Source organism: Clostridium sp. OF09-36 (assembly GCF_003481985.1).
In the GTDB taxonomy this organism is placed as follows: domain Bacteria; phylum Bacillota; class Clostridia; order Lachnospirales; family Lachnospiraceae; genus Brotaphodocola.
Genome location: NZ_QUMD01000021.1, coordinates 11,869 through 35,514, shown reverse-complemented (window position 1 = coordinate 35,514; position 23,646 = coordinate 11,869). Strand labels below are relative to the sequence as shown.

The 23,646-nt window shown below is 49.5% G+C and carries 18 protein-coding genes, 1 pseudogene and 1 riboswitch; all 19 genes and pseudogenes read right to left on the bottom strand.

Going from position 1 to position 23,646, the window contains the following annotated elements; genetic code table 11:
- Window positions 1-129: 129 nt before the first annotated feature.
- Window positions 130-2,070, bottom strand: coding sequence for an ABC-F family ATP-binding cassette domain-containing protein (locus tag DXA97_RS14375; protein ID WP_118720895.1), 1,941 nt, complete (start codon window positions 2,068-2,070; stop codon window positions 130-132).
- Window positions 2,071-2,212: 142 nt separating this feature from the next.
- Window positions 2,213-3,847: an ATP-binding cassette domain-containing protein gene (locus tag DXA97_RS14370; RefSeq protein WP_118544025.1), complete on the bottom strand. Its 1,635-nt coding sequence runs from the start codon at window positions 3,845-3,847 to the stop codon at window positions 2,213-2,215.
- Between the two features lie 355 nt (window positions 3,848-4,202).
- Complete coding sequence (fliB, locus tag DXA97_RS14360) at window positions 4,203-5,600, bottom strand: flagellin lysine-N-methylase (protein ID WP_118720893.1); 1,398 nt, start codon at window positions 5,598-5,600, stop codon at window positions 4,203-4,205.
- Window positions 5,601-5,783: 183 nt separating this feature from the next.
- Window positions 5,784-6,551 (bottom strand): amino acid ABC transporter ATP-binding protein, encoded by a 768-nt coding sequence (locus DXA97_RS14355; protein WP_118720892.1) that lies wholly within the window; start codon window positions 6,549-6,551, stop codon window positions 5,784-5,786.
- 14 nt (window positions 6,552-6,565) lie between these two features.
- The gene (locus DXA97_RS14350) at window positions 6,566-7,219 is read right to left on the bottom strand and encodes an amino acid ABC transporter permease (RefSeq protein ID WP_118544023.1); all 654 of its coding nucleotides are present in this window, start codon (window positions 7,217-7,219) and stop codon (window positions 6,566-6,568) included.
- A 71-nt stretch (window positions 7,220-7,290) separates the two neighbouring features.
- Window positions 7,291-8,169 carry an amino acid ABC transporter substrate-binding protein gene (locus DXA97_RS14345; RefSeq protein WP_118720891.1) on the bottom strand — a complete coding sequence of 293 codons (879 nt, stop codon included), beginning with the start codon at window positions 8,167-8,169 and terminating at the stop codon, window positions 7,291-7,293.
- 226 nt (window positions 8,170-8,395) lie between these two features.
- Window positions 8,396-9,493 carry an ABC transporter ATP-binding protein gene (locus DXA97_RS14340; RefSeq protein WP_118720890.1) on the bottom strand — a complete coding sequence of 366 codons (1,098 nt, stop codon included), beginning with the start codon at window positions 9,491-9,493 and terminating at the stop codon, window positions 8,396-8,398.
- Window positions 9,493-10,493, bottom strand: a pseudogene (locus tag DXA97_RS14335) (iron ABC transporter permease). The gene DXA97_RS14340 and the pseudogene DXA97_RS14335 overlap by 1 nt, the downstream one beginning before the upstream one ends.
- A gap of 56 nt (window positions 10,494-10,549) precedes the next feature.
- Window positions 10,550-12,871, bottom strand: a complete 2,322-nt coding sequence (locus tag DXA97_RS22330) for an ABC transporter substrate-binding protein (RefSeq protein WP_347561637.1) — start codon at window positions 12,869-12,871, stop codon at window positions 10,550-10,552.
- A gap of 194 nt (window positions 12,872-13,065) precedes the next feature.
- Window positions 13,066-14,097, bottom strand: a complete 1,032-nt coding sequence (locus tag DXA97_RS14320; RefSeq protein ID WP_118720889.1) for a sirohydrochlorin cobaltochelatase — start codon at window positions 14,095-14,097, stop codon at window positions 13,066-13,068.
- Between the two features lie 211 nt (window positions 14,098-14,308).
- A riboswitch (cobalamin riboswitch) is annotated at window positions 14,309-14,515 on the bottom strand.
- A 121-nt stretch (window positions 14,516-14,636) separates the two neighbouring features.
- The gene (locus DXA97_RS14315) at window positions 14,637-16,262 is read right to left on the bottom strand and encodes a sigma 54-interacting transcriptional regulator (protein ID WP_118720888.1); all 1,626 of its coding nucleotides are present in this window, start codon (window positions 16,260-16,262) and stop codon (window positions 14,637-14,639) included.
- 140 nt (window positions 16,263-16,402) lie between these two features.
- A complete protein-coding gene (locus DXA97_RS21050; protein WP_243107686.1) occupies window positions 16,403-18,421 on the bottom strand; it encodes a uroporphyrinogen decarboxylase family protein in 2,019 nt (672 codons plus the stop codon).
- Between the two features lie 69 nt (window positions 18,422-18,490).
- Complete coding sequence (gene dhaL, locus DXA97_RS14300; protein ID WP_118532039.1) at window positions 18,491-19,141, bottom strand: dihydroxyacetone kinase subunit DhaL; 651 nt, start codon at window positions 19,139-19,141, stop codon at window positions 18,491-18,493.
- Between the two features lie 15 nt (window positions 19,142-19,156).
- Window positions 19,157-20,146, bottom strand: a complete 990-nt coding sequence (gene dhaK / locus DXA97_RS14295; protein ID WP_118532041.1) for a dihydroxyacetone kinase subunit DhaK — start codon at window positions 20,144-20,146, stop codon at window positions 19,157-19,159.
- 21 nt (window positions 20,147-20,167) lie between these two features.
- A complete protein-coding gene (locus tag DXA97_RS14290; RefSeq protein ID WP_178716411.1) occupies window positions 20,168-20,875 on the bottom strand; it encodes an ABC transporter ATP-binding protein in 708 nt (235 codons plus the stop codon).
- On the bottom strand, window positions 20,862-21,650 hold the full coding sequence (locus tag DXA97_RS14285; protein ID WP_118532045.1) for an ABC transporter ATP-binding protein: 789 nt from the start codon (window positions 21,648-21,650) through the stop codon (window positions 20,862-20,864). Before DXA97_RS14285 ends, DXA97_RS14290 begins: the two co-directional genes overlap by 14 nt.
- A 30-nt stretch (window positions 21,651-21,680) precedes the next feature.
- Window positions 21,681-21,902 (bottom strand): hypothetical protein, encoded by a 222-nt coding sequence (locus DXA97_RS22325; protein ID WP_347561636.1) that lies wholly within the window; start codon window positions 21,900-21,902, stop codon window positions 21,681-21,683.
- A gap of 26 nt (window positions 21,903-21,928) precedes the next feature.
- A complete protein-coding gene (locus DXA97_RS14280; protein ID WP_347561634.1) occupies window positions 21,929-22,705 on the bottom strand; it encodes a branched-chain amino acid ABC transporter permease in 777 nt (258 codons plus the stop codon).
- A 29-nt stretch (window positions 22,706-22,734) separates the two neighbouring features.
- The gene (locus tag DXA97_RS14275) at window positions 22,735-23,613 is read right to left on the bottom strand and encodes a branched-chain amino acid ABC transporter permease (protein ID WP_118720887.1); all 879 of its coding nucleotides are present in this window, start codon (window positions 23,611-23,613) and stop codon (window positions 22,735-22,737) included.
- Between the last annotated feature and the right edge of the window lie 33 nt (window positions 23,614-23,646).

Here is a 23,646-nt window from a genome sequence, read left to right as displayed (position 1 = left end):
AAATCATAGCTGATATGCCTTATATTTATATTTTCGTAAAGAAGCCATAACAAAAATCTCCTGAATCTGCATGTTTCAGGGCTTGAAAAAATTAAGCTTACGCATGAATACCATAAAAATCCTGAAATGTTATGACTGCGCGGCAATCTTCTCCGCTAATTCCTGTAAATACATCCAGCGGTCCATTTTCTCTTCCAGCAATGCTTCCTTTTCAGCCTTCTCAGCCATCAGCTGATTCAGCTTGCCATAATTAGTCGCGGATTCCGCGATCTGGCCGTCCAATGCCTCGATCTCTGCTTCCAGACTGGCAATCTCATCTTCGATGGTATCCCACTCGCGCTGCTCTTTATAGGAGAACTTCAGCTTTTTCTGGTGTGCACGGCCATCCTGGGAGGATTTTTTGCCTGCACCAGCTGCATTGAGGCCATCCGCATCCACTGCATTCTGGTCCAGACTTCCTGCTGCTCCATTTCCACCAGCTGCTCCAACACTTCCCGCAGCGCCACGGCCATAACTATCTCCTGCTGCACCATTCTTCCCGCGTCCAGCACTTCCACCCAGAAGATCCGGGTGTTTTAGCAGATATGCCGCCTGATAATCGGTGAAGCCGCCCTCATACTGCACAACCTTTCCGTCTCCCTCAAACGCGAAGATCCGGCGCACCATACGGTCCAGGAAATACCGGTCATGCGATACCGTGATCACGATGCCCTGGAAGCTGTCCAGATAATCCTCCAGAATGGTCAGCGTGCGGATGTCGAGGTCGTTGGTCGGCTCATCCAGGAGCAGGACATTTGGCGCATCCATCAGGATCCGTAAGAGATACAGTCTGCGCTTTTCACCGCCGGAAAGGCGGCTGATCGTGGTATACTGCACGCTTCCCGGAAACAGAAAGCGCTCCAGCATCTGGGATGCGCTGATGCTTCCGTCCTTCGTCTGCACGTACTCTGCCACATTGCGGATGTAATCGATGACCTTTAAGCTTTCATCCATTGCCTCGTTTTCCTGGGAAAAATAACCGATCTTTACGGTCTGGCCGATCTCAATGCTTCCGGAATCCGGCTGCACCCATCCGGCGATCATCTTCATGAGCGTGGACTTTCCGCTTCCGTTCGGTCCGATGATTCCCACACGGTCATTCTTTAAGAAAATGTAGGTGAAATCTTTTAGCAGCACCTTATTGCCGTAAGACTTGCACAGATCCTTCACCTCGACCGTTGTACGTCCCAGACGGCTGGAAATAGATTCCATCTCCACCTCTTTGTCAAACTCCGGCGCATCCATGTCACGAAGGGCTTCATAGCGCTGGATGTGGGCCTTCTGCTTGGTGGAACGTGCACGGGCACCTCGCTGCATCCAGGCAAGCTCAGTTTTTAAGATGGACTGACGCTTGCGCTCCGATGCCACTGCAATGTCGATGCGCTCTGCTTTCAGCTTTACAAATCCCTCATAGTTGGTCTGATAGCTGTAAAGCTTTCCTTTATCCAGCTCCACGATCCGGTTCGTTACGCTGTCCAGAAAATACCGGTCATGCGTGATCATAAGAAGCGCACCGCGGAATTTCTTTAAGTAGTCCTCAAGCCAGTCTGCCATCTCACTGTCTAAGTGGTTGGTCGGCTCGTCCAGGATCAGAAGATCGGCTGTGGAGAGCAGCACACTGGTCAGCGCCACACGCTTTCTCTGACCACCGGACAAATGCTCCACCTTCTCGTCAAAGTCATAGATGCCAAGCCGCGTCAGAATATTCTTCGCGCTGGCCTCGATTTCCTCGCGGGAGGAAAAATGTGGCTCTGACGCATTGTCCCGCACGATTGCATCCAGAACCGTATCCCCTGCGGTGAAGACCGGGATCTGCGGAAGGTAGCGGATATATAAGTTGCGGCGGCGCACCACGGAGCCGTCATCCGGCTCCTCCAGACCTGCCACGATCTTTAACAGCGTGGATTTTCCGGTTCCGTTGATGCCGATCAGGCCAACCTTCTCGCCTTCGTTGATGCTGAATGCAGTATCATCAAACAGCAGGCGCTCGGTATAAGATTTTGTCAAATGTTCAATTGTAATTAAGCTCATAATTCACTCCACATGTGCAAAAAGGACAGCCCCGTCGATCCCCGCGGGGTTCGGTCATGGGACTGCCCTCTCTATTTTCAGGTTTGTTTTTCAGGTTTGTCTTTGCCGTTCACGCAAAAAGCCGCGGCAAATTGCCAGGAAGTTAATCCTCGTCTTCCTTCTCATCCACAGCAAATACGAAACGCTTTCTTGCCATCTCGTCGCTCTCAAGATACTCGTCGTAGGTGGTGATCTTATCGATCAGCTTACCGTTTACGATCTCCATAATACGGTTTGCGGTGGTCTGCACGATCTGGTGGTCACGGGAGGAGAAGATCAGCACGCCCGGGAACTTGATCAGTCCGTTGTTCAGTGCAGTGATGGACTCCATATCCAGATGGTCAGTCGGCTCGTCTAACATCAGCACGTTTGCTCCAGAGATCATCAGCTTGGAAAGCATGCAGCGGACTTTCTCACCACCGGATAAAACGCGAACCTTCTTCACGCCATCCTCGCCGGCAAACAGCATACGGCCGAGGAAACCACGTACATAGGTTACATCCTTCTCCGGAGAGTACTGGGTCAGCCAGTCTACGATAGTATCGTCGCTGTCGAACTCTGCAGTATTGTCCTTCGGGAAATAAGACTGGGTTGTGGTAAGCCCCCACTTGTAGGAACCCTCGTCCGGCTCCATCTCGCCTGCCAGGATCTGGAACAGAACGGTCTTTGCACGCTCATTCGGTCCAACCAGTGCAACCTTGTTGTCGCGGGTCAGGGTGAAGCTGATGCCATCTAAGATCTTCTCGCCGTCGATGGTCTTGGATAAGTTCTCAACAGTCAGGACCTCATTTCCGATCTCGCGGAACGGGCGGAAGTCAATGTACGGATATTTACGGCTGGACGGACGGATGTCGTCTAACTCGATCTTCTCTAAGGCACGCTTTCTGGAAGTTGCCTGCTTGGACTTGGAAGCGTTTGCGGAGAATCGCTGGATGAACTCCTGCAGCTCTTTGATTTTCTCCTCTTTCTTACGGTTTGCTTCCTTCATCTGTTTTACCATCAACTGGCTGGACTCGTACCAGAAGTCGTAGTTACCAGCGTAAAGCTGGATCTTACCGTAGTCGATATCCGCGATGTTGGTGCAGACCTTATTTAAGAAGTAACGGTCATGGGATACCACAATGACGGTGTTCTCGAAGTTAATTAAGAACTCCTCCAGCCATGCGATCGCATCCAGATCCAGATGGTTGGTCGGCTCGTCGAGAAGCAGGATGTCCGGGTTTCCGAACAGTGCCTGTGCCAGCAGGACCTTGACCTTTAATGCACCGGTTAAGTCTTTCATCAGGCTGTAATGATACTCGGTATCAACGCCCAGACCATTTAACAGGTTCGCTGCGTCAGACTCAGCCTCCCAGCCGTTCATCTCTGCGAACTCACCCTCTAACTCTGCTGCCTTGATTCCGTCCTCATCGGAGAAATCCGGCTTCATGTAGATGGCATCTTTCTCTTTCATAACATCGTACAGGCGCTTGTTTCCCATGATAACGGTATCCAGTACGGTGTACTCGTCGTATTTAAAGTGGTCCTGCTGCAGGAAAGAAAGACGCTGACCCTGGGTGATGACAACATCACCATTGGTCGGCTCTAACTGTCCGGATAAGATTTTTAAGAAGGTAGACTTTCCGGCACCGTTCGCACCGATCAGTCCGTAGCAGTTTCCTTCGGTAAATTTGATATTTACATCTTCAAATAATGCTTTCTTGCCCACGCGCAGGGTAACACCATTTGCACTAATCATTCTTTTCTAACACCTTTCATAAAAAAGAGGGGCATAATCATGTCCCTCGTCTTTTGCATCATCTCTATTTTACAGGAATTTCCGTATTTTGCAAGCGCTATTTCACTGGATTTTGCGGGATTTTTCAGGTTTTTCCCATTACTGTTCACGCATGCGTGCCCAGCAACGGAATTTTGCCGATGCTTCGCATTCCAAATCGGCAAAATCTGCTGCCGCAACTGTATTGTACGGAATTTTCAGTTCAGAAAATTCCTACCCGTATACAGTAACATTTTTCCGCGGTTTTCCCAGCTGCGGAACTGCTTTTCCACAAAATCATCTGTTCCAGGGTGTGTTTTGAGGATATCCCGCTTCTCTATTTCCACTCCACAGAAGCCGCCAGCAACGCCCGCAGACAAAACTCTTCCCGCTTCACCAGCTCATCCTCCAGCAACCCGCGGTTTTCATCGGAATGCTCTACCTCTCTCGAGAAGCAATGCACCAAATCCACGATCTGCGTCTCCGGCAATGCATACCCCGGCACCTTGCCCCGGATTTTGTTCTGAACCACTGCCACAGTATCTCTCTCAGTATCTCCAGCTGCCAAAGCATCTTCCTGGCTCCCCGAGGCTCCCTGCAGCGTTCCCTGTGTTTTCTCCTGCAGCCACTCTGCCATGAGCATTTCCTCCACCAGAACCGTTGCTGCCACAGCCAGTTTCATTTTTCCATATGGATTATCGTTATAAACTGCCCCGCAGAAGTAGCCGAACACAAAGTATACCATGATCTGCTCCCTAAGAAGCTCCATGCGTGTACCATTTGCATCCAGAAACGCCCGACGGTTCGCCTCGTACGTTTCCCGTCCGACTCCGTAAAGGATCTCATCCATACCATCTCTGCGTGCTGGCCATGCAACATCCAGCGGCTCCATCTTCTCAAACACCGCGAAAAGTTCACTTGCAGTTTCAAAGCGGCTGTACTGCCCAAGTCCGGCCGATGCCAGGCGGCGGCAGAAACGCTCCACAACACCTCCGGCACTGCCTGGTACCGTCTGGTCAATGTCTGCTGCATCTTTTTCAGCGTTCCCAGCTTTCTCCGTGTTCTTCACTTCCTGCGCATGTTCTTCCGCCTGCACTGCCCGGCACATGCTTCCCACACGGTACCGCTCAAGCAGTCCGTCCACCTCATAAAGCTTCTCATCCCGCACTCTGCGCTGCAGATCATGAGCCAGTGCCAGGCACATTGCCATACGCAGCTCACTGGATAAATTCCGGTTCTCCAGGATCTCAAAGATCACATCACGCACTTCACCAAGCTTGGTATACAGGAAAAAGTCAAAGTCCTCGTCCTCGCAGCTTTCCTCTTTGTCATTCTCGCTGGAAAGGAAGCGCACCGGCTCCTTCGTTCCCAGAATGATCCGCGCCGCCTCAATGCACGACAAGCACAGTGACACCTCTCGCACACCGTCAAACACCTCGATATGACGGGGATAAGTCTTACAGGTCCAGCACAAACTGTCCGGTCCCATTCCCATATAAAGGTCGCAAAGATTCTCCTCATTCAGGAACGCACACCGGTGATCCCGCTGCTTAAAGCACTTCTGCTTCCAGTCCACCGACTCCTGCAAGCGTGTCTTCATCTCACCCTCAGCCTGACGGTACTTCTTCAACGATTTCGGATCGATCGTAATCGCCCAGCCTGCACAGCAGGTATCCTCACATGCCGACGCGATGCATCGAAACTTTTTATAGTAATGTGGATATGTATACAGCATACTCATTATCTCCTGACAAATTTTATCACTACTAATTATTATACCAACATCACACCGTAAATATCAATAACTCCGAAAGCCCCCGCTACATACGAAAAACCTGCAACCACTACTGAAATGGCAGAGATAGGCTAACTATCTGCCATTTCAGTAATGGCTGCAGGGATTTACTGTGCGATATTGTTACTTAAGCATCGCCCCATAGCGCCCCAAAAAGTTCTTGGTGCGCTCATTCTCGGATGCGAATACCTGCGCCGGAGTTCCCTCTTCGACGATAACTCCGTCTGCCACGAAGATCACGCGGTCAGAAATATCTCTCGCAAAGGCCATCTCGTGGGTTACGATCACCATGGCGATGTGCAGGTCTGCCAGTGACTTAATAACCTTTAACACCTCTCCGGTCAGCTCCGGATCCAGTGCGGAGGTCGGCTCGTCGAAGAACAGGATCTTCGGGTTTAATGCCAGGGCACGGGCAATCGCCACACGCTGGCACTGTCCGCCGGATAACTGGCAGGGATACGCGTCTGCTTTGTCGGCCAGTCCCATTTTCTCCAGAAGCTCCATAGCTTCTTTGCGTACCTCTTCTTTCTCCCGCTTCTGAACGGCTATTGGCGCATCCATCACATTGCGGAGTACCGAATAATGCGGAAACAGGTTAAAATTCTGGAATACCAGTCCGTAATTCTGCTGGATCTTCTTCAATTCCTGTTTCGATGCATAAACTGCATTTCCCGCTGCATCGTTCCAGGCTGCCTTTTCACCTAAGTAGATCAGCTCACCACTGTCCATGGTCTCTAACATGGTCGCACAGCGCAGCAGCGTGGATTTACCCGAACCAGACGGCCCGATGATGGATACGATCTCGCCCTCTCCTACATGCAGAGAAATATCCTGAATGACCCCAAGGTCTCCAAATGATTTTTTTACATGATTCATTTCCAGTAAGTTCATGATATCCTCCGAATTTATTGATAGTAGGAAAGTTTCTTCTCAATCCATTCCATGGCTACTGCCACGATCAGGTTAAAGACATAATAGAATACACCGGCTGCCACAAACGGGATCATGCTGGTCTGGGAAGATGCCAGTGCTTTCGCAATAGCAAACATCTCCAGAACGCTGATGGTAAATGCCAGAGATGTATCCTTGACCAAGGTAATGACCTCGTTGGTCACGGACGGTAAGATCCGTTTGATCACCTGCGGCAGGATGATACGGAAAAAAGTCTGGCTGCGGCTGTAGCCTAAAAGCTTTGCAGCCTCGTACTGGCCTGCCGGCATAGACTGGATGCCGCTGCGGTAGATCTCCGCGAAATATGCTGCATAGTTGATGACAAATCCGATCATCGCTGCAATTAAACGGTAATTGTTACTCTTGATCTTAATGCCGAACAGATAATAAGGTCCAAAATAAACGACCATCAGCTGCAGCATCAGCGGGGTGCCGCGCATGATAGAGATGTAGGTCTTTACGATTCCCTGAAGGATCTTATTCTTCGACATTCTTCCGAATGCGATCAGAAGACCAAGGGGCAGGGAAAAAAGCAGCGTCACGACAAAAATTTCCGTGCTGACCAGCATTCCTCCTGCTAACTGTGATACCATTGTGTTAACCTGCATAACTTCTACTCCTTCGTCTTCTGATTCATTCGGGACGGCTTCGTTCTTCTGCCGTCACATATCCTTCTTTTTTATTTTCCGATGGTGGTTACGTCACGGCCAAACCATTTCTCAGAAATCTCTGCCATGGTGCCGTCTGCTGCCATCTCGTCCAGTGCGCCCTGAACTTTATCTCTTAACTCTTCGTTACCCTTCTTAAAGCCAATGCCATACTCCTCGGAAGAAAGGGTCTCATCCAGGATGGTGTACTTGTCAGACTCACCTCTCTGCTCGATCTGGTAACCAGCTACGATCACGTCCATAGCGATGGCATCAACAGCGCCCATCTCCAGATCCATGAATGCAGTGTTGTAATCCGGGGTTGTCTGAAGAGTACCAAAGGTAGCACTTAACTCTGCGTTGTCCTTTAATGCAGCCTCAGCGGAAGAATCGGTCTGAACCTCAACAACCTTGCCTGCCAGATCAGCCAGAGTGCTGATGCCGGAATCTGCTGCTACAACGAATACCTGGCTATTGTCCATATATGGGGTACTCCAGGTGTAATCATCTTCACGTCCATTCATGGTGAAGCCGTTCCAGATGCAGTCGATGGTGCCGGAGCTTAACTCCATATCCTTTGCGTCCCATGCGATCGGCTGCGGAACAAACTCAAGGCCCAGTCTGTCTGCCACTTCCTGTGCCAGTTCCAGATCAAATCCAGTATATTGGCCGTCATCTCCTACAAAACCCATCGGCGGGAAATCCTGATCGAAGCCAACGGTAAAGGTGCCGCCCTCTGTACCAGCCTCGTCTGCTGCCTCTGCGGTGGTTTCTTCTGCCTTGGTCTCCTCAGCGGAAGTTGCTGCCTCAGTTGCTGCTGCGGTGGTCTCTGCCGGTTTGCTGCCTCCGCATGCGGTCATGGATACTGCCATCATACCTGCCATTGCTGCGCTTAACATTCTCTTTCTCATAATATTTCCTCCTCATTTTGCGGGTTTTGCTGCTGCCTGCTGCCAGACAGTAACAGGGATTTTCCGCTGCGGTTCACTCCACTTTCCGAAGCGGATATTGTACACGTACCGCGAACACGTTATCATGGTAGCATACTAAAGTGTTTCTGTCTACCCTTTTTTCACAAAAAGAAGATTCTCTGTTGCTGCACAAAGGCAGGAATTTTTCGAATCGTTTTGAACGGGCTTACATTTTTCCCGTCTCCTGCGCAAACCGGGCCAACTCTTCGTTTTTCCGGTTGATCGTTCCGAACGCCTTTGCACAGCAGATCACGCTCCTGCAGTCCTTCAGTACCCCAAGCGCCGCCTCATAAGTTTCCTGCTGAATTGCTTCGTATGGCCGCTCCGAAATCACCTGAACCGCCAGAGCCTTCGCCACCGGATAATCCAGGTCATTTTCATGCAGAATTCCTGCTGCAAATGGAATCCCCTGTCTTTGCAGCCTCCGGTAGACCGGAATCCCGCTCCCGTTTCCACCGATCACAAATACTTCCGGCTTGCCCTTCACCGGAGGCAGCTCCACCGAACCATACTCAGCGCAGTAGCTTTCCTGCGGGACCCCAAACAATTTTTCCATGCAGGTTTCTGTAAAAATTTCTTCCGGCGTTCCGCATTTCCAGATCTGGTTTTCGCCGACACAGACAACATAGTCCGATACCTTCTGCGCCAGATCCAGCTCATGCATGGACATCAGCACTGCCACCTTTCGCTCCCGCACCAGTGTTTTTAAAATGGTGAGCAGCTCCATCTTGTGACGGATATCCAAAAATGCAGTGGGTTCATCCAAAAGAATCACCTGCGGCTGCTGGCAAATGGCGCGAGCCAGCAGGATTCGCTGCCTTTGTCCATCGCTGATCCGGGAAAAATCCCGGTCTGCAAGATCCTTTGCGTGTACCATGTCGAGCGCTTCCCATACTACCTGTTTATCTTCATCTGACAACGTTCCAAAACGCCCCGTATGCGGATAACGCCCCATGGACGCCACATCAAAACAGGTCATAAGCTCTGGCCGCGTCCGCTCTGTCATCATGACAGCCATCCGCTTTGCGATTTCCTGCTCCGACCAGTCTTTCATGGCTGTCTTTTCCAGGAAAACCGCACCATCTACCGGCTTTAGCTGCCCTGCGATACTTTTTAAGATCGTGGATTTTCCTGCACCGTTTGGACCGATCAGCGTCACGATTTCCCCACGTGCGACATGAATATTGATCTCGCGGATCCAGACTTTTCCATCATACCCCGCCGCAAGATCATCCGTCCTCAGATATGCTTCTTCCTGTTCCATCACTTCTGCACTCCCTTTCTGCGAATCATAATCCAGATCACCACCGGCGCCCCAAATACTGCCGTTACCGAGCTGATGGAAAGTTCCGTCGGCGCAAACAGCGTCCGCGCGATCAGATCACTGAACAGGCAGAACACCGCACCGCCCAGGAAGCAGCCGGGGATCACAACGATCGGCTTCGCCGTCCCAAACAGCCGTTTCACGAGCTGCGGCACTGCGATTCCCACAAAAGATACCGGACCGGCAAAGGCCGTCACGCAGGCGGACAACACGCTGGATAATAAAATCAGTTCCGCACGGAAACGCTTTACATTTACGCCAAGGCTTCTGGCATATTCTTCGCCGAGCTGATAGGCACTGATGGCTTCGCCATACAAAAAGCAAGCACAAACACCGGAAGGACCACCACCGTGATGACCCTCACCTGATCCCAGGTCATTCCGGAAAAGCTGCCCATAGACCAGTTATGCAGGTTCACGATATTCGCGTCGTCTGCAAAGGTCACCACAAAGTCCGTAACCGCCGAGCAGATATAGCTGATCATGACACCGCATACCACTAACACCGACATCTGCCGGATCCGTTTTGCGATTACCAGCACAAAGCCCATGGAAAGCATGGAACCAGCAAAGGCCGCCACGATCATGGTTGCTGAGCCCATAAAAAGTCCTTTTCCCAGAAACAGGATCATGACCAGCGCCACCACAAGCTTGGCCCCGGAAGAAATGCCAAGAACAAACGGTCCGGCAATGGGATTTGTGAAAAACGTCTGGAGCAGAAAACCGGACACGGAAAGTGCCCCGCCAAGCAATGCCGCCGCAAGAAGTCTTGGCAAACGGATGTCCCACAGGATATGGTATGCTGTACTCTCCCGGTCTGTTCCGGACAAAATTGCCTGTATGTCCTGGAGAGACAGGGAAACACTTCCCACACGAAAGCTTGCCGCCGCAAGAACCGCCAGCAAAAATCCAAGCAGCAAAAATCCAAGTTGACAGCGCATGATCCGATTCTTCATAACGTTTTTCCTCTCATTCTATCCAAACTGCAAAATCTGCATTACTGCAGCCGGTGCAGATAATGCAGTTCTCCATCCGCAGGCTCTTCCTCTGCAAACACGGTGTGCAGATCCAGGATCATATTGCCAAGTCCCATCGTCTCCTGGAACATATTTTTTCCGGTACACCAGACATTGCCTTCTTTAACGGCCTTAAAATCTGCCAGAAGCGGACTCTTCGCCAGAAGCTGATCGAGCGTTTCCAGTTCCCCGTCTATGGTACTGTTGTAGATCAGGATATCTGCATCCTTTGCTTCCGCATAAAAGGTTTCCATCTGCATATTCATCGTGGAAAGTGCATTTTCCTCTTCCGATGCGCTCTGCGGCACATAGCTTCCGCCCGCAAGCCCGATCATCTTTGCCACATAATCTCCCGGTTTTCTTACATTCACTGCACCATTCGATGTGATGTAGAAAAATGCCGCAGTCTTTCCGGCCGGCTGTTCGGACAGCACACCGTCTAAGGCTTCCATGTTTTTCTTGAAAAGCTGCTCTGCCTTTTCCTCCTCGTCAAACAGCACACCGTACAGCCGGATCCATTCCATTCTTCCAAGTGGGTGCTCCTCATAGCTGGAGCGTTCTACCAGTACCGGGATTTTCAACTGCGAAAGCTGTTCTTTCACATCCGGCGTATGGTAGATCATGGTCGATTCCACCGCCAGGTCGCAGCCATCTGCCAGAATCTTTTCGTAATCCGGGGCACTGTATTTTCCTGCATAGGTGAGGGTTCCGGCTTTCATTGCCTCTTTTGCCGCTTCCACATACCACCCGGATTCTTTGGTGCCGGACAACGTGATCCGGTCCGTGCGTCCGATCGCCGCGATCAGATCCATCGCGGAAGTTGCTGCCAGATACACATGGTCTAACGGTTTCTGCAAAACAGTAATGGAATCCGGTACTCCTTCCGGCACCGGCATGGTTTCCGGTACGACCAGATACTTCCCATCATCCTGGATCTGTATCAATTCATAACCGCCCTCGTAAACATCCACGGTAAACTGCGTGGCATACAAAAGCTCCATGCTGCCTTCCGGCTGCATTTCACTCCAAACCGGTGCCGCCGTTTTTGATGCTGCATCAGACGCTGACTCCCCACTATTTTCCAATCCTGAAAACTCTGTGCCTGAAACTTCCGCACTTGCACTCGCCGGCTCAGATGTCACAACACCTGACGCAGAATCCGATTCAGAGCCTGATGCCGATACACCGCCGCCTGCTGCCCCGGCGCATCCCGACATTCCTGCCAGACAAACCATCAGCACTCCAACCGCCAGAAGCTTCCGCATCCGTTTTAATTTTTCCCTGTTTTTCATCATACGCCTTACGACCATCCCTTTATTTCGCCTCAGTAATGGATGCCGAATCAAACAACAGGTATAGTCAATCTCATGCGGCGTGCTCATCGCCGTGGTATCCGCTGCCACAGCAATCTTCCGGTCAAACACCTCAACCGGAATTTCAAATGCAGAATTTCCGCCCTGGTTTACCGGCAGGAATTTTTCTTCCCCAATCTTCATGTAATCATAGTTCGGACTGCTCCAACGTACCGTTGCAACTGCCTCTCCATCCTTGATTTCCAGCTTTGCCGGAGACTCCACCGTTACCTTTCCGGAGCCGCCTTCCATGGACACCTCCACGGTGTAACTGCCGTCTGCAAGTCCCAGACTCTCTGCAGTCACCTGCCTACTTTCCAGATAGGCATCGTCCGGAAGGGAATCGGCACGGAATACCAGCACCCGGTCATACCATTTTTCTTTCTTTTTGCTGAACGCACTGCAGTCGATTTCCTGATCCAGCGCCTCTACCGGCACCGTAAAATGATGGCTTCCATCGGACGCCTCTTCGTACGGGATCATGTCCTCCTCAGAGGCATTGACTGCCTCAGCGCCAGTTCCCATATAAAGCTTTAAATAGCCGGTGCCGCCCATCTTCATATCCGCTGTCATCTCGCCATTCTTTACGGTAAGTTCACATTCCTCGATCTGAAACATGGAAGAGCTGGAATCCACATTTACCGGATACACGCCATCCTTTAATTCCGAAGCCGGGACCGGAACCATGCCCTCTGTCCCTACCTGTTTCTCCGCGACCGTCTCCTCCGCTGCTGCGACTGCGCTGTCCGCAGACGATTCGTCCTGACCTTCGCTCCGGTCTGCCTTCTGATCTACAGTTTTCTCCTGTGCACCATCCGCACTCTCGCCTGTAACAACCGGCGCTCCACCCTGTGCCGGCAATGTCTCTGCCTGGTTTTTTCCGCCGCAGCCTGCTGCCAGCATACCACTCAGGCAAACAGCCGCCATAACGCCATAGATTTTTTTCTTCATAACAATGCTCCTTATTCTCTATAAACCAATCAACGGAGGCGCCGCTGGCGCCTTCCCGCTATGCAATGCAGCAAAAACGGGTGGCCGGAACTCCATCCTGCCACCCGTTTTTTCTATCTTCTGCTCGAATTTTACATTCAATGCCTCTTGCCTGCAGCTTTTTGGCGATTTCCAAACACTGCTGCAAAGCGATTTTATTTTAAGGTATCGATTGCAGCCTGTGCATGCTCGGTAAACAGCTTCTGGATCGGCTCTAACTCGCCTAAACCGCGCAGAATGCAGGTTACTTCATAACCCTCTTTCTCAAACTCGGTCTTCCAGGAACCATCCTCGTCGCCTGCCATATCGTTGTTTGCATGGTCACCGGCTACGATCATAAGCGGCTCAAGAACAACCTTCTTGTACTCGCCCTCTTTTACCTTTGCGATGACATCATCCAGACTCGGCTCAGCCTCAACGGTACCTACATAGTAATGCTCAAAGCCTTCATCTGCCAGCATCTGCTGCATCTTTGCGTAAACACCATTGGAATCTGCCTCAGTGCCGTGGCCCATAAAGCAGATTGCGGTCTCACCGTCATCGTACTCTGCGGTTGCGTCTGTGATTGCCTTGATGACTGCCTTAAAATCATCATCACTGGTCAGAAGCGGCTCGCCTACTGCTACCTGCTCAAACGCGTCAGAATTCTGTGCGATCTCATCAACCAGATCGTTGTACTCCAGGCCATTCATCAGATGAGTCGGCTGGACAACCAGGGTCTTTACGTTATTGTCAACCGCACGCTTGAGTGCTTCGCCTACGTTATCGATCGTTACGTTATCTCTAGACTTTACATGGTCAATGATGATCTGGCTGGTAAAGCCTCTTCTTACGGAATAATCCGGGAATGCCTCCTCCATTGCGTTCTCAATTGCGCCAATGGTCAGACGGCGGCTGTCGTTAAAGCTGGTTCCAAAGCTGACAACCATCAGCTCCTTATCGCCGATCTCGTCCTGATTTCTTGTGTTGTCCATAGATGCATCTCCGGTGTCATAATTTTCTTCGTCTTCTGCCTCAGCCTCTGCAGTTGTTTCCTCTGCTGTAGTCTCTGCCTCAGTCTCAGCCTCGCTGGAAGCCTCTGCCGCTGTGGTTGCCTCGGTCTTCTCTGCCTTTCCTGCACAGCCTGCCATCATCGCAGCAGAAAGCGCAGTAACTGCAAATAACGCTGTCAGTGTTCTTTTTTTCATTTTTGGTATCCTCCTTGATTTCCTGACATTACCGATCTTGGAAGTACCAGGAACTTGTGCCACAGACTATGGCCCTGACCGTTCTCATTCCCGCAAAACGCAGAAAATACCTAAAAACACGGCACGACCAAGCCCTCGTGGTCTGGAATCCGCTGCCTCCTGCGCTGCTGTCCGGCATATAGGTGCCAGACAGACTGCACCTGCAACATCTGTTCCTGTACCAACAGCCGGCAGGTTTCCTGACTTGTATCTCCACACATACGATCACCTTCCCGGTCTTCCAGAAAAACCAGTGGCACAATACCAATCTTATGCTCCTTACTTACAGTGACGAGATCGCGCAGGCTTTTCACCTGCTTCCCTTTTACCCATTCTCTGCTCTCATGCAGATTCCGGCACCCGCTGTCCTCATTCGATATGCCCCCATCATACCATCCTGTTACTGAAAAGGCAATCATTAAGCCAAATTTCGTTCCGCTTTACGCATGCGCAAGATTCCTATTCTTACATGCGTACCCGGCAACCGCGAAACAGCCCCACTATTTTCTCAGCTCTGCGATCCGCCTGTTTAAGGTACTGCGGGAAATGGAAAGCCTTGCGCAGATCTCCCGCTGGGTCTTTCCTGCATCCAGAAGCTCCCGTATGGTTTTCAGCTCGTATTCCCGCGAGCTCATTCCCTGCAGCTCCGTTTTCGCAGCAACATATCCGTTATTCCGCACGGCCATTTCCAGCTGAATGTTCAGCTCGTTGATCTCCAGCTTCATAAGCTGCTTATAATCTGCCGCAGTGATATTCAGTTCCATTTTCGTTTTTTTGTAAATACGGCAGTAATAATCGATCATGTTTTCCGCATAGCGGCAAAACAGTGCGGAATCGGTATGGATCGTCCGCCCCGTCCGCAAGGTCTGGTCCTTCATGGCATCATACAGTCCCCAGCTGAACAAACCGGCCTGGCAGCGCTCCTCCAGATTCTGGTCCGTGCAGAAAATGATCCGCACCGGCTCTGACTCCCGCTGTTTTTTTCTGCCCTCGATCACCTCTGCAAGACGCTCCTGATAATAGATCTGCATGCGCTCCGGATAATGAATGATGATCGTCCCGTCATGGATATTCTTCAACAGGCCATCCTCCCCAAACAGGTACTCACACAGATAATCCCGGTAAATGCTGGAGCTGTGCATGATCAGGATATCTTTTAGCTTCCGGCTGGATTCGTTATGGATTGCCTTGGCCAGCAGCTCGTTGATCTCCCCGTCATCCGTATTGACCAGTATGATGTTTTTATTTTCCCTGGCATAATCACGCCCCCGGTAAATGAGCTCCGTATCACAGATATCCCCCAGAAAATCAAACGTAATGTAGCTGCCATTCGTAAACTGCACGGATTCCTTCTGGATCTCACTGTATCTGCGGAATGTAAAGAGCATCGAGGTCCCATGCCGGTGCTCGTAGATCGGTTTAATATTGATGATACCGAAAAACTGACTCTGCTCCATGGTTGCCTTCACCATCCGTGGCTTCCGGTCTGCCTTCTGAAAGGTCTCCTGAAAGGCTTTATACGGAAACAGCTCCTGGATCCGCGTTCCAAGGACCGGCTCTGTAATACGGAACAGCTTCCGGAATGCCTCATTGACAAACAGAATACTCCCATAAAAATCCGTATAGGCCAGTGCTGCATCATGTGCATCCAGAATCCCCTTCAGCTCATCATTCTTGGCTTCTATGATCCTGGAGTACTGGCTGTCCATGATCTTCGATGCGATCAGCTCTGCCATGCTGTGCATAAAGGTGACTGTGGACCCGATTTTTTTAAACAGGGCCTTACCACGGTCCTTCGGCAAGATTAGGGCAATTACCCCGACGGTTCTAAGATCCCGCCGGATCGGCACACCCACGAACGACTCCATCTTACAGTTATGGTATTCCGGACACTGCCTGCAGCTTTCCTTTTCCCGCTTGTGCTCCAGCAGCACATCCCGGTTGTCATAAAAGACCTCCGCGATCAGGGAGCCGATCTTAATATCCTGATATAAGGAGAAATACTGAAACGCACTGCCGATCACATTCATGTCCGCATCTGTGATGATGACATCGGTTTCCAGTACATCCGAGATTGCCCGTGCGAAATCATCAAATTCTGTTTTTAACTCACCCTTAAATTTCATAACACACCCCAATATAACAGGCCCGGGAAAAACCAGTGCAGGTTCTTCCCGGGCCCTCGTAACTATACAGGATCTGGCGTTCAGAAAACTTTTTATCCGTAAGCAGTTACCGGATCATTTCCTGAATGCTTTTCCCGTTTTTATTTTGTATATTCTGCTGCGATCTTACGGATCAGCTCTAATCTCTCCGGAGAAATGTCAGAAGAGATGGTGCAGTCAGCGCCGATCGCTACGCCCTTGGTTCCTGCCTCATCCAGGATCTTCTTGATCTCGGCTCTTAATTCCTCCTCGGTTCCTTTGTAAAGGATGCTCTCTGCAGCGTTATCGAAGCCACCGATGACCGGCTTATCTCCCAGGATCTTCTTTCCTTCGCCCAGGGTGATTCCCTCGGAATAAACAGCCCAGTTGTAAGCCTTTACCGGGTAATCCTTATACCAGCTTAAGTTGTTGGTGTACTTGCCGTATCCGCAGATATGAAGAATGACATTGTCGCTAAACTCGTTGATGTAGTTTAACACATCCAGATCGAGCGGCTCTACCAGCTTTTTGTGGCCTGCATGGGTCAGCATCTTATCCTGCACACACTGAACGCTGTAGTAGATACCGTCAATGGAAGTCTCCTCAAACAGTCTCTTTACCAGGATCTTGGTATCCTCTGCGATGCAGCGTGCAGCCTTCTCCATAACCTCCGGGCTTTCGTGGAACAGTCTTACGAATTTCTTGAAGTCCTCATCGTACTCCTCGAAACGAAGTCTGATGTACTGGAGCGGTGAGAAGATGTTGTAGTATTTGTAGGTATCATTACCAGCATAATCGCAGATCTCTTTTACATACTCAACCTGCTTTGTGATCCACGGATGATCCGGTCCTACAGAAGCAACCTTATCCAGATCCTCAACAGAAGTAATGGTCTTGCGGCAAACAGACGGATGACCGAAGAAGCCATCGGACATGATCTTTAAGAAGTCCGGCTTTACCTCATCAATGTATTTTTTCTGCTCGGTCACTACGGTGTTGTAGATCTCCGGATCTGCTCCGCTGTAATGGTTGTGGAAGGATACGAAATGATGCCAGAAGGCAACCGGTACTCTCTCCTCGTTCTCATTGTTTAAAAATGCGTCAACTGCCGCTTTTCTATCGTCTTTCATACAATTCTCCTTTTCCTTCACCTGTCTGGAAATCCAGTGAATTCTGCCATCGTTGATATTATTCGGAATGGAACAGTCTGCACCCATAATGTAACCGCGGTGGCCATTTTCCTTGATCAGCTGGTCTACAAACTTGCAAACCTCTTCCTCGCTTCCGCTATCGATCAGGGACTGCGGGTTATTATCAAAACCACCCAGCACACACTTGCCCGGGAAGAGCTTACGTCCTTCTTCAATGGTCACACCCTCCGTGAAGGTTGCCCAGTTGTAAGCCTTTGCCTTGTAATCCTGATACCAGCTTAAGTTGTTTTTGTGATGTGCATATCCACAGATATGAAGGATATTGTAATCACTCAGCTTATTTGCAGTCTCAAGTACGCCGATCTCCGTCGGGCGGACCAGACGGTCATAGGTTTCCCGGTCATACATGCTGCTCTGGATGTTCTGGACACAGTAATAAATGCCATCCAGCTTTGTCTCCGTCAGAAGCTTTGATACCAGTGTATCGATATCCTTCTGGATCTCCATTCCCGCTTTGTGAAGCTCCTCCGGGAAATGCTCTGCGAGATATACGAACTGGTCGTATTTCAGGTCATAAAAGTCCAGACGGATCCGGATGACCTGCAGTGGAGCAAACACATTGTAGAAGGTCATCACCTTATCGCCAAACAGATCTACCAGGCGGCGCACATGCTTCACCTGCTCCGTGATCCACGGATGATCCGGACCGATGCTCTTGATCGCCAGAAGATCTTCTGCAGTTTCCAGATTATTGTTCATGATCGGCGGATAGCCCATGAAGCCCTCGTTCATCAGCTTCATCATATCCGGATCAATGGTCTCAAAATAACGTTTATGTCCTTCTACGATCTTTTCCAGAATCTCCGGATGCTCCAGTCCCTGGAACTGGTCCTTTCCAAGTACGAAATGATGCCAGAATCCCATCGGGATCCGGTAAGTCTCTTTGTTGTCCATGGCATCCTTCAGAAGCTGTCTTCTATTCTCACTCATATTCGTTGCGACTCCTTCATATCACTTAATATGTAACTGCCTGGCTTCTTACAGTTGTCCCAATAACAGTTATTCGGTAATTTTACCTGCTGCGTAATCCATCAGGGTAGCGATCTGGTAAGACATGGTAACAGCACCCGGATCCAGATGTCCAAGGCCACGGTTTGCCTGATAGCTTGCACGTCCTCTGATTGCTTCCATGTTCTTGGTATTCTCTGCGCCGTCCTCTGCAGCCTTCTTAACCAGATCACATAACTCTGCAGACGGGGTTCCGTTTGCCAGGCACTCTTCATACTTCTTAACTGCAGGTGCCAGGGAATCGATCATGGTCTTGTAGCCTTCCTTGGCCTGACCTCTCGCTACGATGGCATCCAGCATTGCCTTCAATACAGTGCACAGCTCTGCATCATGAAGAACCTCAATTCCCTTTAACGCCTTTGCTGCAGCAATGTAAGCACTTCCGTATAATACGCCTGAAGATCCGCCGATTACAGACATCATAATCTTACCGATCTCTTTGAACTCATCAGAAAGCTCCATGGTTTCCAGACGATCAACATTTTTTACAAGATTCTCAAAGCCCATATTGATGTTGGTCCAGTGATCACCATCACCGGTCACACTGTCCAGCTCTGTGATATAGTCACCTTTGGAATGGATCAGCTCATAGGCCAGCTTGATATATTCTGCGTAATCCTTTGCGGTTAAAGTAAAGCTCATCGTTTATTCCCTCCTTCAGATTTTCAGTGCCGGAGTGTCACACGGAGCATCCAGCAGTTCTTTTAATTCATCATCCAGCTTCATCAGGGTAACAGAAGCACCGGTCATGTCGATCGAAGTGCAGTAGTTTCCTACAAAAGTGCGGTATGCCTTAATGCCCTTTTCCTCCAGGATCTTCTGTACCTCCAGATTCAGGATGTAAAGCTCCATTAACGGGGTACCGCCAAGGCCATTTACCAGAACTGCAACTTCGCTGCCGGAATAATCATAATCATCCAGAATGCGTCCTACCAGAATCTCTGCGATTTCCTTTGCGCTCTTGATCTTGGTAGTCTCAACGCCCTGCTCACCATGGATTCCCATGCCGATCTCGATCTCGTCGTCTGCGATCTGAAAACCAGGCTTTCCAACTGCCGGAAGAATGCACGGTGTCATGGCAACACCCATGGTACGGATATTGCGGACTGCCTTTTCTGCTGCTGCCTTTACCTCTGCGAGGCTTGCCCCCTGCTCTGCCTTTGCACCTGCGATCTTATGTACAAAGACGGTTCCTGCGATACCTCTTCTGCCTGTTCCCTCTTCTCTGTCCGGAACTGCAACATCATCCTTTACGATAACCTGGGCAACCTCAATATCGTCCATCTCTGCAAGATCTGCAGAAAGGCCAAAGTTCATAATATCACCGGAGTAGTTTTTGATTACCATCAGTACGCCTTTTCCGCAGGAAACCTGCTCAATGGCACTGCCGATACGGTCCGGGCTCGGAGAAGAGAATACATTTCCGGAAATTGCTGCATCCAGCATACCTTTTCCGACAAAGCCTGCGTGCAGCGGCTCATGACCAGCTCCGCCACCGGAGATCACTGCCACCTTATCCGTCTTTTTCTCTTTTCTGCTGATGACCTCCATCTTCGGAGTGTAAACCAGCTTATCCGGATAAGCTGCCTGCATTCCCATCAGTGCCTCACTTACTACATCAGTCGGATTGTTGATAATCTTTTTCATAACATACATCCTTTCATAGTTTTATGCCATACCGAGATAAGCTTTCTTTACCATCGGATTGTTTGCAATGTCACTGGCTTTGCCAGACATACTTACGAGACCATTCTCCAATACATAGGCTCTCTGCGAAACCTGAAGCGCCATATTTGCGTTCTGTTCGATCAGAAGAACCGTAACCCCCTGTTTGTTGATCTTTTCGATCATGCCGAAGATCATCTCTACGAAGTTCGGAGCAAGTCCTAATGACGGCTCGTCAAGCAGGATCATCTTCGGGTTTGACATCAGCGCCCGTCCTACAGCCAGCATCTGCTGCTCACCACCAGATAAGGTACCGGCCTGCTGCGTGATACGTTCTTTCAGACGCGGGAATAATTCATAAACCCTTTCGTAGGATTCTTTAATCTTGTTCTCGTCTTTTACAACAAATGCACCAATACGCAGGTTTTCTTCTACGGTAAGCTCTGGGAACACCTCACGTCCCTCTGGAGAAATACCGATTCCTTCTTTTGTCATTGCATGTGCAGGTACATGCGTAATATCTTTTCCATCAAATGTAATCGTACCGCTGCTCGATTTTACGATGCCAACGATAGAATTTACAAGCGTTGTTTTTCCGGCGCCGTTACTGCCGATCAGGCAGACGATCTCTCCCTCATTTACTTCCAGGCTGATTCCCTTTAAGGCGTGGATCGCGCCGTAGTTGGTGTGCAGATCCTCAATTTTTAGCAGCATTATTCGAACCTCCCAGATATACGTCGATAACCTTCTGATTCTTTGCGATCTCTTCCGGAAGTCCTTCCGCGATCGGTTTTCCATGGTCGATTACATAAATACGGTCTGAAATATTCATAACTACACTCATATCATGCTCGATCATAAGAACAGTGTAACCCTGCTTTTTCAAAAGTCTAATGAATTCCATCAATTCGTGGGACTCCTGCGGGTTCATGCCTGCTGCCGGCTCATCTAACAAGATCAGCTTTGCGCCGGTAGCGATCGCACGGGCGATTTCCAGCTTTCTCTGATCACCATAAGGCAGGTTCGATGCATAATCATCTTTTCTGTCGTAAAGCCCTACTTCCTTCAGAACCTTCAGCGCATCATAGGTAATTGCATCTTCCTCTTCTCTGAATTTCTTTGTTCTGAAAATGGAAGAAGCCAGGTCGTACTTTGTTTTGATATGTGCACCTACCAGTACATTTTCGATTACTCTCATATCCGAGAAAAGGCGAATGTTCTGGAATGTTCTGGAAATACCTTTTTTTACAATATCTCTCGGGTTAATGCTCTGGATTTCCTCACCCTTGAATTTGATCGTGCCCTCATCAACTTTATAAACTCCGGTCAGCATGTTGAATACGGTCGTTTTTCCTGCTCCGTTCGGTCCGATAATACTGATGACTTCACCCTCGTGAACCTTGAAGCTTACATTTTCCACCGCAACAATGCCGCCGAATCGTTTCGTTATTCCATTGACCTCTAATAACAAATCTTCTCTAGCCATTGTGCCTCCATCCGTTACCAACTCGTTCTTTTACGCGTTTGCCTCTTCTCCGTTTATCTTCGCCTGAACCTTTTTGGATAATTTATAAGGTAAGGAAGATTTCCAGCCCAGCAATCCTTCCGGACGGAAACGCATCATCAGGACTAAGATAACACCATAAAGAACGAAGCGGTATTTCATAAGGCTTCTGGAAACCTCCGGGAAAGCAACCAGAACGATTGCTCCTACGTACATGCCTCTGAGAGTTCCCATGCCGCCTAAAATAACGATACTTAAAATCAGGGTGAAACATCAAAGTTAAATGTATTCGGATCGATGTAACCGATCAGGGAAGAATACAATGCTCCGCCCAGTGCACAGATCATGGCAGAAACAACAAATGCCAGGATCTTGTATTTTGTGATATTGATTCCCATCATGGTGCTGGCCATTTCATCTGTCTTGATCGCTCTGAGCGCTCTTCCGGTCTTAGACTGGATCAGTGCCTTACAGAACAGGGAGATCAGCACGATCATGATCAGAATCAGGAAATACATACCATTGTTTGCCACCGTAAGCTTAATACCGAAAATCTGCGGCTTCGGGATATTTTTAACACCAAGTGTACCATTCGTTACACTCTGCCAGTTCATCAGAACCATCTTGACGATCTCACCAAATCCCAGGGTGATAATAGAAAGGTACGTTCCGGTTACACGTAAGGTAGGCAGTCCGACTAATACACCGATCACTGCGGCCAGCAGCATACCTGCCAGCATAGCCGGGAAGAATGACCAGCCCAACGTTACAGCCAGAAGAGAGGCCGTATAAGCACCGATTGCAACAAAGCCTGCATGTCCCAGAGAAACCAGGCCGGTATATCCAGTCAGGATATTCAATCCAAGTCCCAGGATGGCATAGCATCCGATTTTCGCAACAACAGTCAGAAAATACTGGTTCTTTACCACAAACGGCAGCGCAATAAGAATGACAGCCAGAACTCCCCAAAGGATCTTTGCATTCTTCGAAGTAAACTGTTCAAACGAAGAAAGCATTGTTTTATTATCTTTTTTCATCTCTATCCTCCAAGTTTCGTCACTGTGTCTTATACCTTAGTGATACCCTTCTTACCGAACAGACCGTTCGGACGAATGATCAGCACCAGGATCAAAATGATAAATGCTACAGAGTCGCGGTAGGTAGAACCAAAGAAGGTAACTGCCATACACTCAGAAACACCGATGATCAGACCGCCAAGGATTGCACCCGGCAGGCTTCCGATACCTCCAAGAACTGCAGCCGCGAATGCCTTTAAGCCGGCCATAAATCCCATATTCGGGTAAACGATCTCATAATAACCTCCAACCAGAGCGCCTGCAAGAGTTGCAGATACACCTGCGAGGAAGAATGTAAAGCTGATAACAAAGTTTACATCGATTCCCATCATCTTTGCTGCTTTTGCATTCTGCTGACTGGCTCTCATAGCCAGACCAATCTTGGTTTTAAATACGATAAATACCAGAATCAGCATCAAAACAACAGAAACCACACACATCATAACCTGGGTCAGAGTAATGGAAACTTTGCCAAGCTTGATCATGCCGTAACCAAAAATGTTCGGGAAGTTTCTTTTTTCTGAACCGATAAAAACAATCAGGAGATTTGTGATAATGTTGGAAATACCGATCGTGGTAATCAGAGATGCGATAGGCGGTGAGCCTTTTTTACGAAGAGGTTCCAGTGCGATCTTATCAATCATGATTCCCAACACACCAGTTACTAACATACTTAAGAGAATCCCTGGTACAATGCCGAATTTCATGCTAACAATGAATACCATTGCAATTTCCGCGCCGAACGCGTAAATGGAACCATGTGAGAAATTGACCAGTCGAAGGATTCCGAATATGAGCGAATAGCCGACTGCTATTAACGCATATCCCATTCCCAGGGCTAAACCATTAAAAACCTGTTGAGCAAGCATTGTGGCTCCTTTCAAAGATACCGGGAGCCGGAA

What these genes read in the sequence shown, in the direction of transcription:
- DXA97_RS14375 (WP_118720895.1), bottom strand. Translation starts at nt 2,070, where the DNA reads ATGAGCTTAATTACAATTGAACATTTGACAAAATCTTATACCGAGCGC.
- DXA97_RS14370 (WP_118544025.1), bottom strand. Translation starts at nt 3,847, where the DNA reads ATGATTAGTGCAAATGGTGTTACCCTGCGCGTGGGCAAGAAAGCATTA.
- fliB (WP_118720893.1), bottom strand. Translation starts at nt 5,600, where the DNA reads ATGCTGTATACATATCCACATTACTATAAAAAGTTTCGATGCATCGCG.
- DXA97_RS14355 (WP_118720892.1), bottom strand. Translation starts at nt 6,551, where the DNA reads ATGAACTTACTGGAAATGAATCATGTAAAAAAATCATTTGGAGACCTT.
- DXA97_RS14350 (WP_118544023.1), bottom strand. Translation starts at nt 7,219, where the DNA reads ATGCAGGTTAACACAATGGTATCACAGTTAGCAGGAGGAATGCTGGTC.
- DXA97_RS14345 (WP_118720891.1), bottom strand. Translation starts at nt 8,169, where the DNA reads ATGAGAAAGAGAATGTTAAGCGCAGCAATGGCAGGTATGATGGCAGTA.
- DXA97_RS14340 (WP_118720890.1), bottom strand. Translation starts at nt 9,493, where the DNA reads ATGGAACAGGAAGAAGCATATCTGAGGACGGATGATCTTGCGGCGGGG.
- DXA97_RS22330 (WP_347561637.1), bottom strand. Translation starts at nt 12,871, where the DNA reads ATGAAGAAAAAAATCTATGGCGTTATGGCGGCTGTTTGCCTGAGTGGT.
- DXA97_RS14320 (WP_118720889.1), bottom strand. Translation starts at nt 14,097, where the DNA reads ATGAAAAAAAGAACACTGACAGCGTTATTTGCAGTTACTGCGCTTTCT.
- DXA97_RS14315 (WP_118720888.1), bottom strand. Translation starts at nt 16,262, where the DNA reads ATGAAATTTAAGGGTGAGTTAAAAACAGAATTTGATGATTTCGCACGG.
- DXA97_RS21050 (WP_243107686.1), bottom strand. Translation starts at nt 18,421, where the DNA reads ATGAGTGAGAATAGAAGACAGCTTCTGAAGGATGCCATGGACAACAAA.
- dhaL (WP_118532039.1), bottom strand. Translation starts at nt 19,141, where the DNA reads ATGAGCTTTACTTTAACCGCAAAGGATTACGCAGAATATATCAAGCTG.
- dhaK (WP_118532041.1), bottom strand. Translation starts at nt 20,146, where the DNA reads ATGAAAAAGATTATCAACAATCCGACTGATGTAGTAAGTGAGGCACTG.
- DXA97_RS14285 (WP_118532045.1), bottom strand. Translation starts at nt 21,650, where the DNA reads ATGGCTAGAGAAGATTTGTTATTAGAGGTCAATGGAATAACGAAACGA.
- DXA97_RS22325 (WP_347561636.1), bottom strand. Translation starts at nt 21,902, where the DNA reads ATGGGAACTCTCAGAGGCATGTACGTAGGAGCAATCGTTCTGGTTGCT.
- DXA97_RS14280 (WP_347561634.1), bottom strand. Translation starts at nt 22,705, where the DNA reads ATGAAAAAAGATAATAAAACAATGCTTTCTTCGTTTGAACAGTTTACT.
- DXA97_RS14275 (WP_118720887.1), bottom strand. Translation starts at nt 23,613, where the DNA reads ATGCTTGCTCAACAGGTTTTTAATGGTTTAGCCCTGGGAATGGGATAT.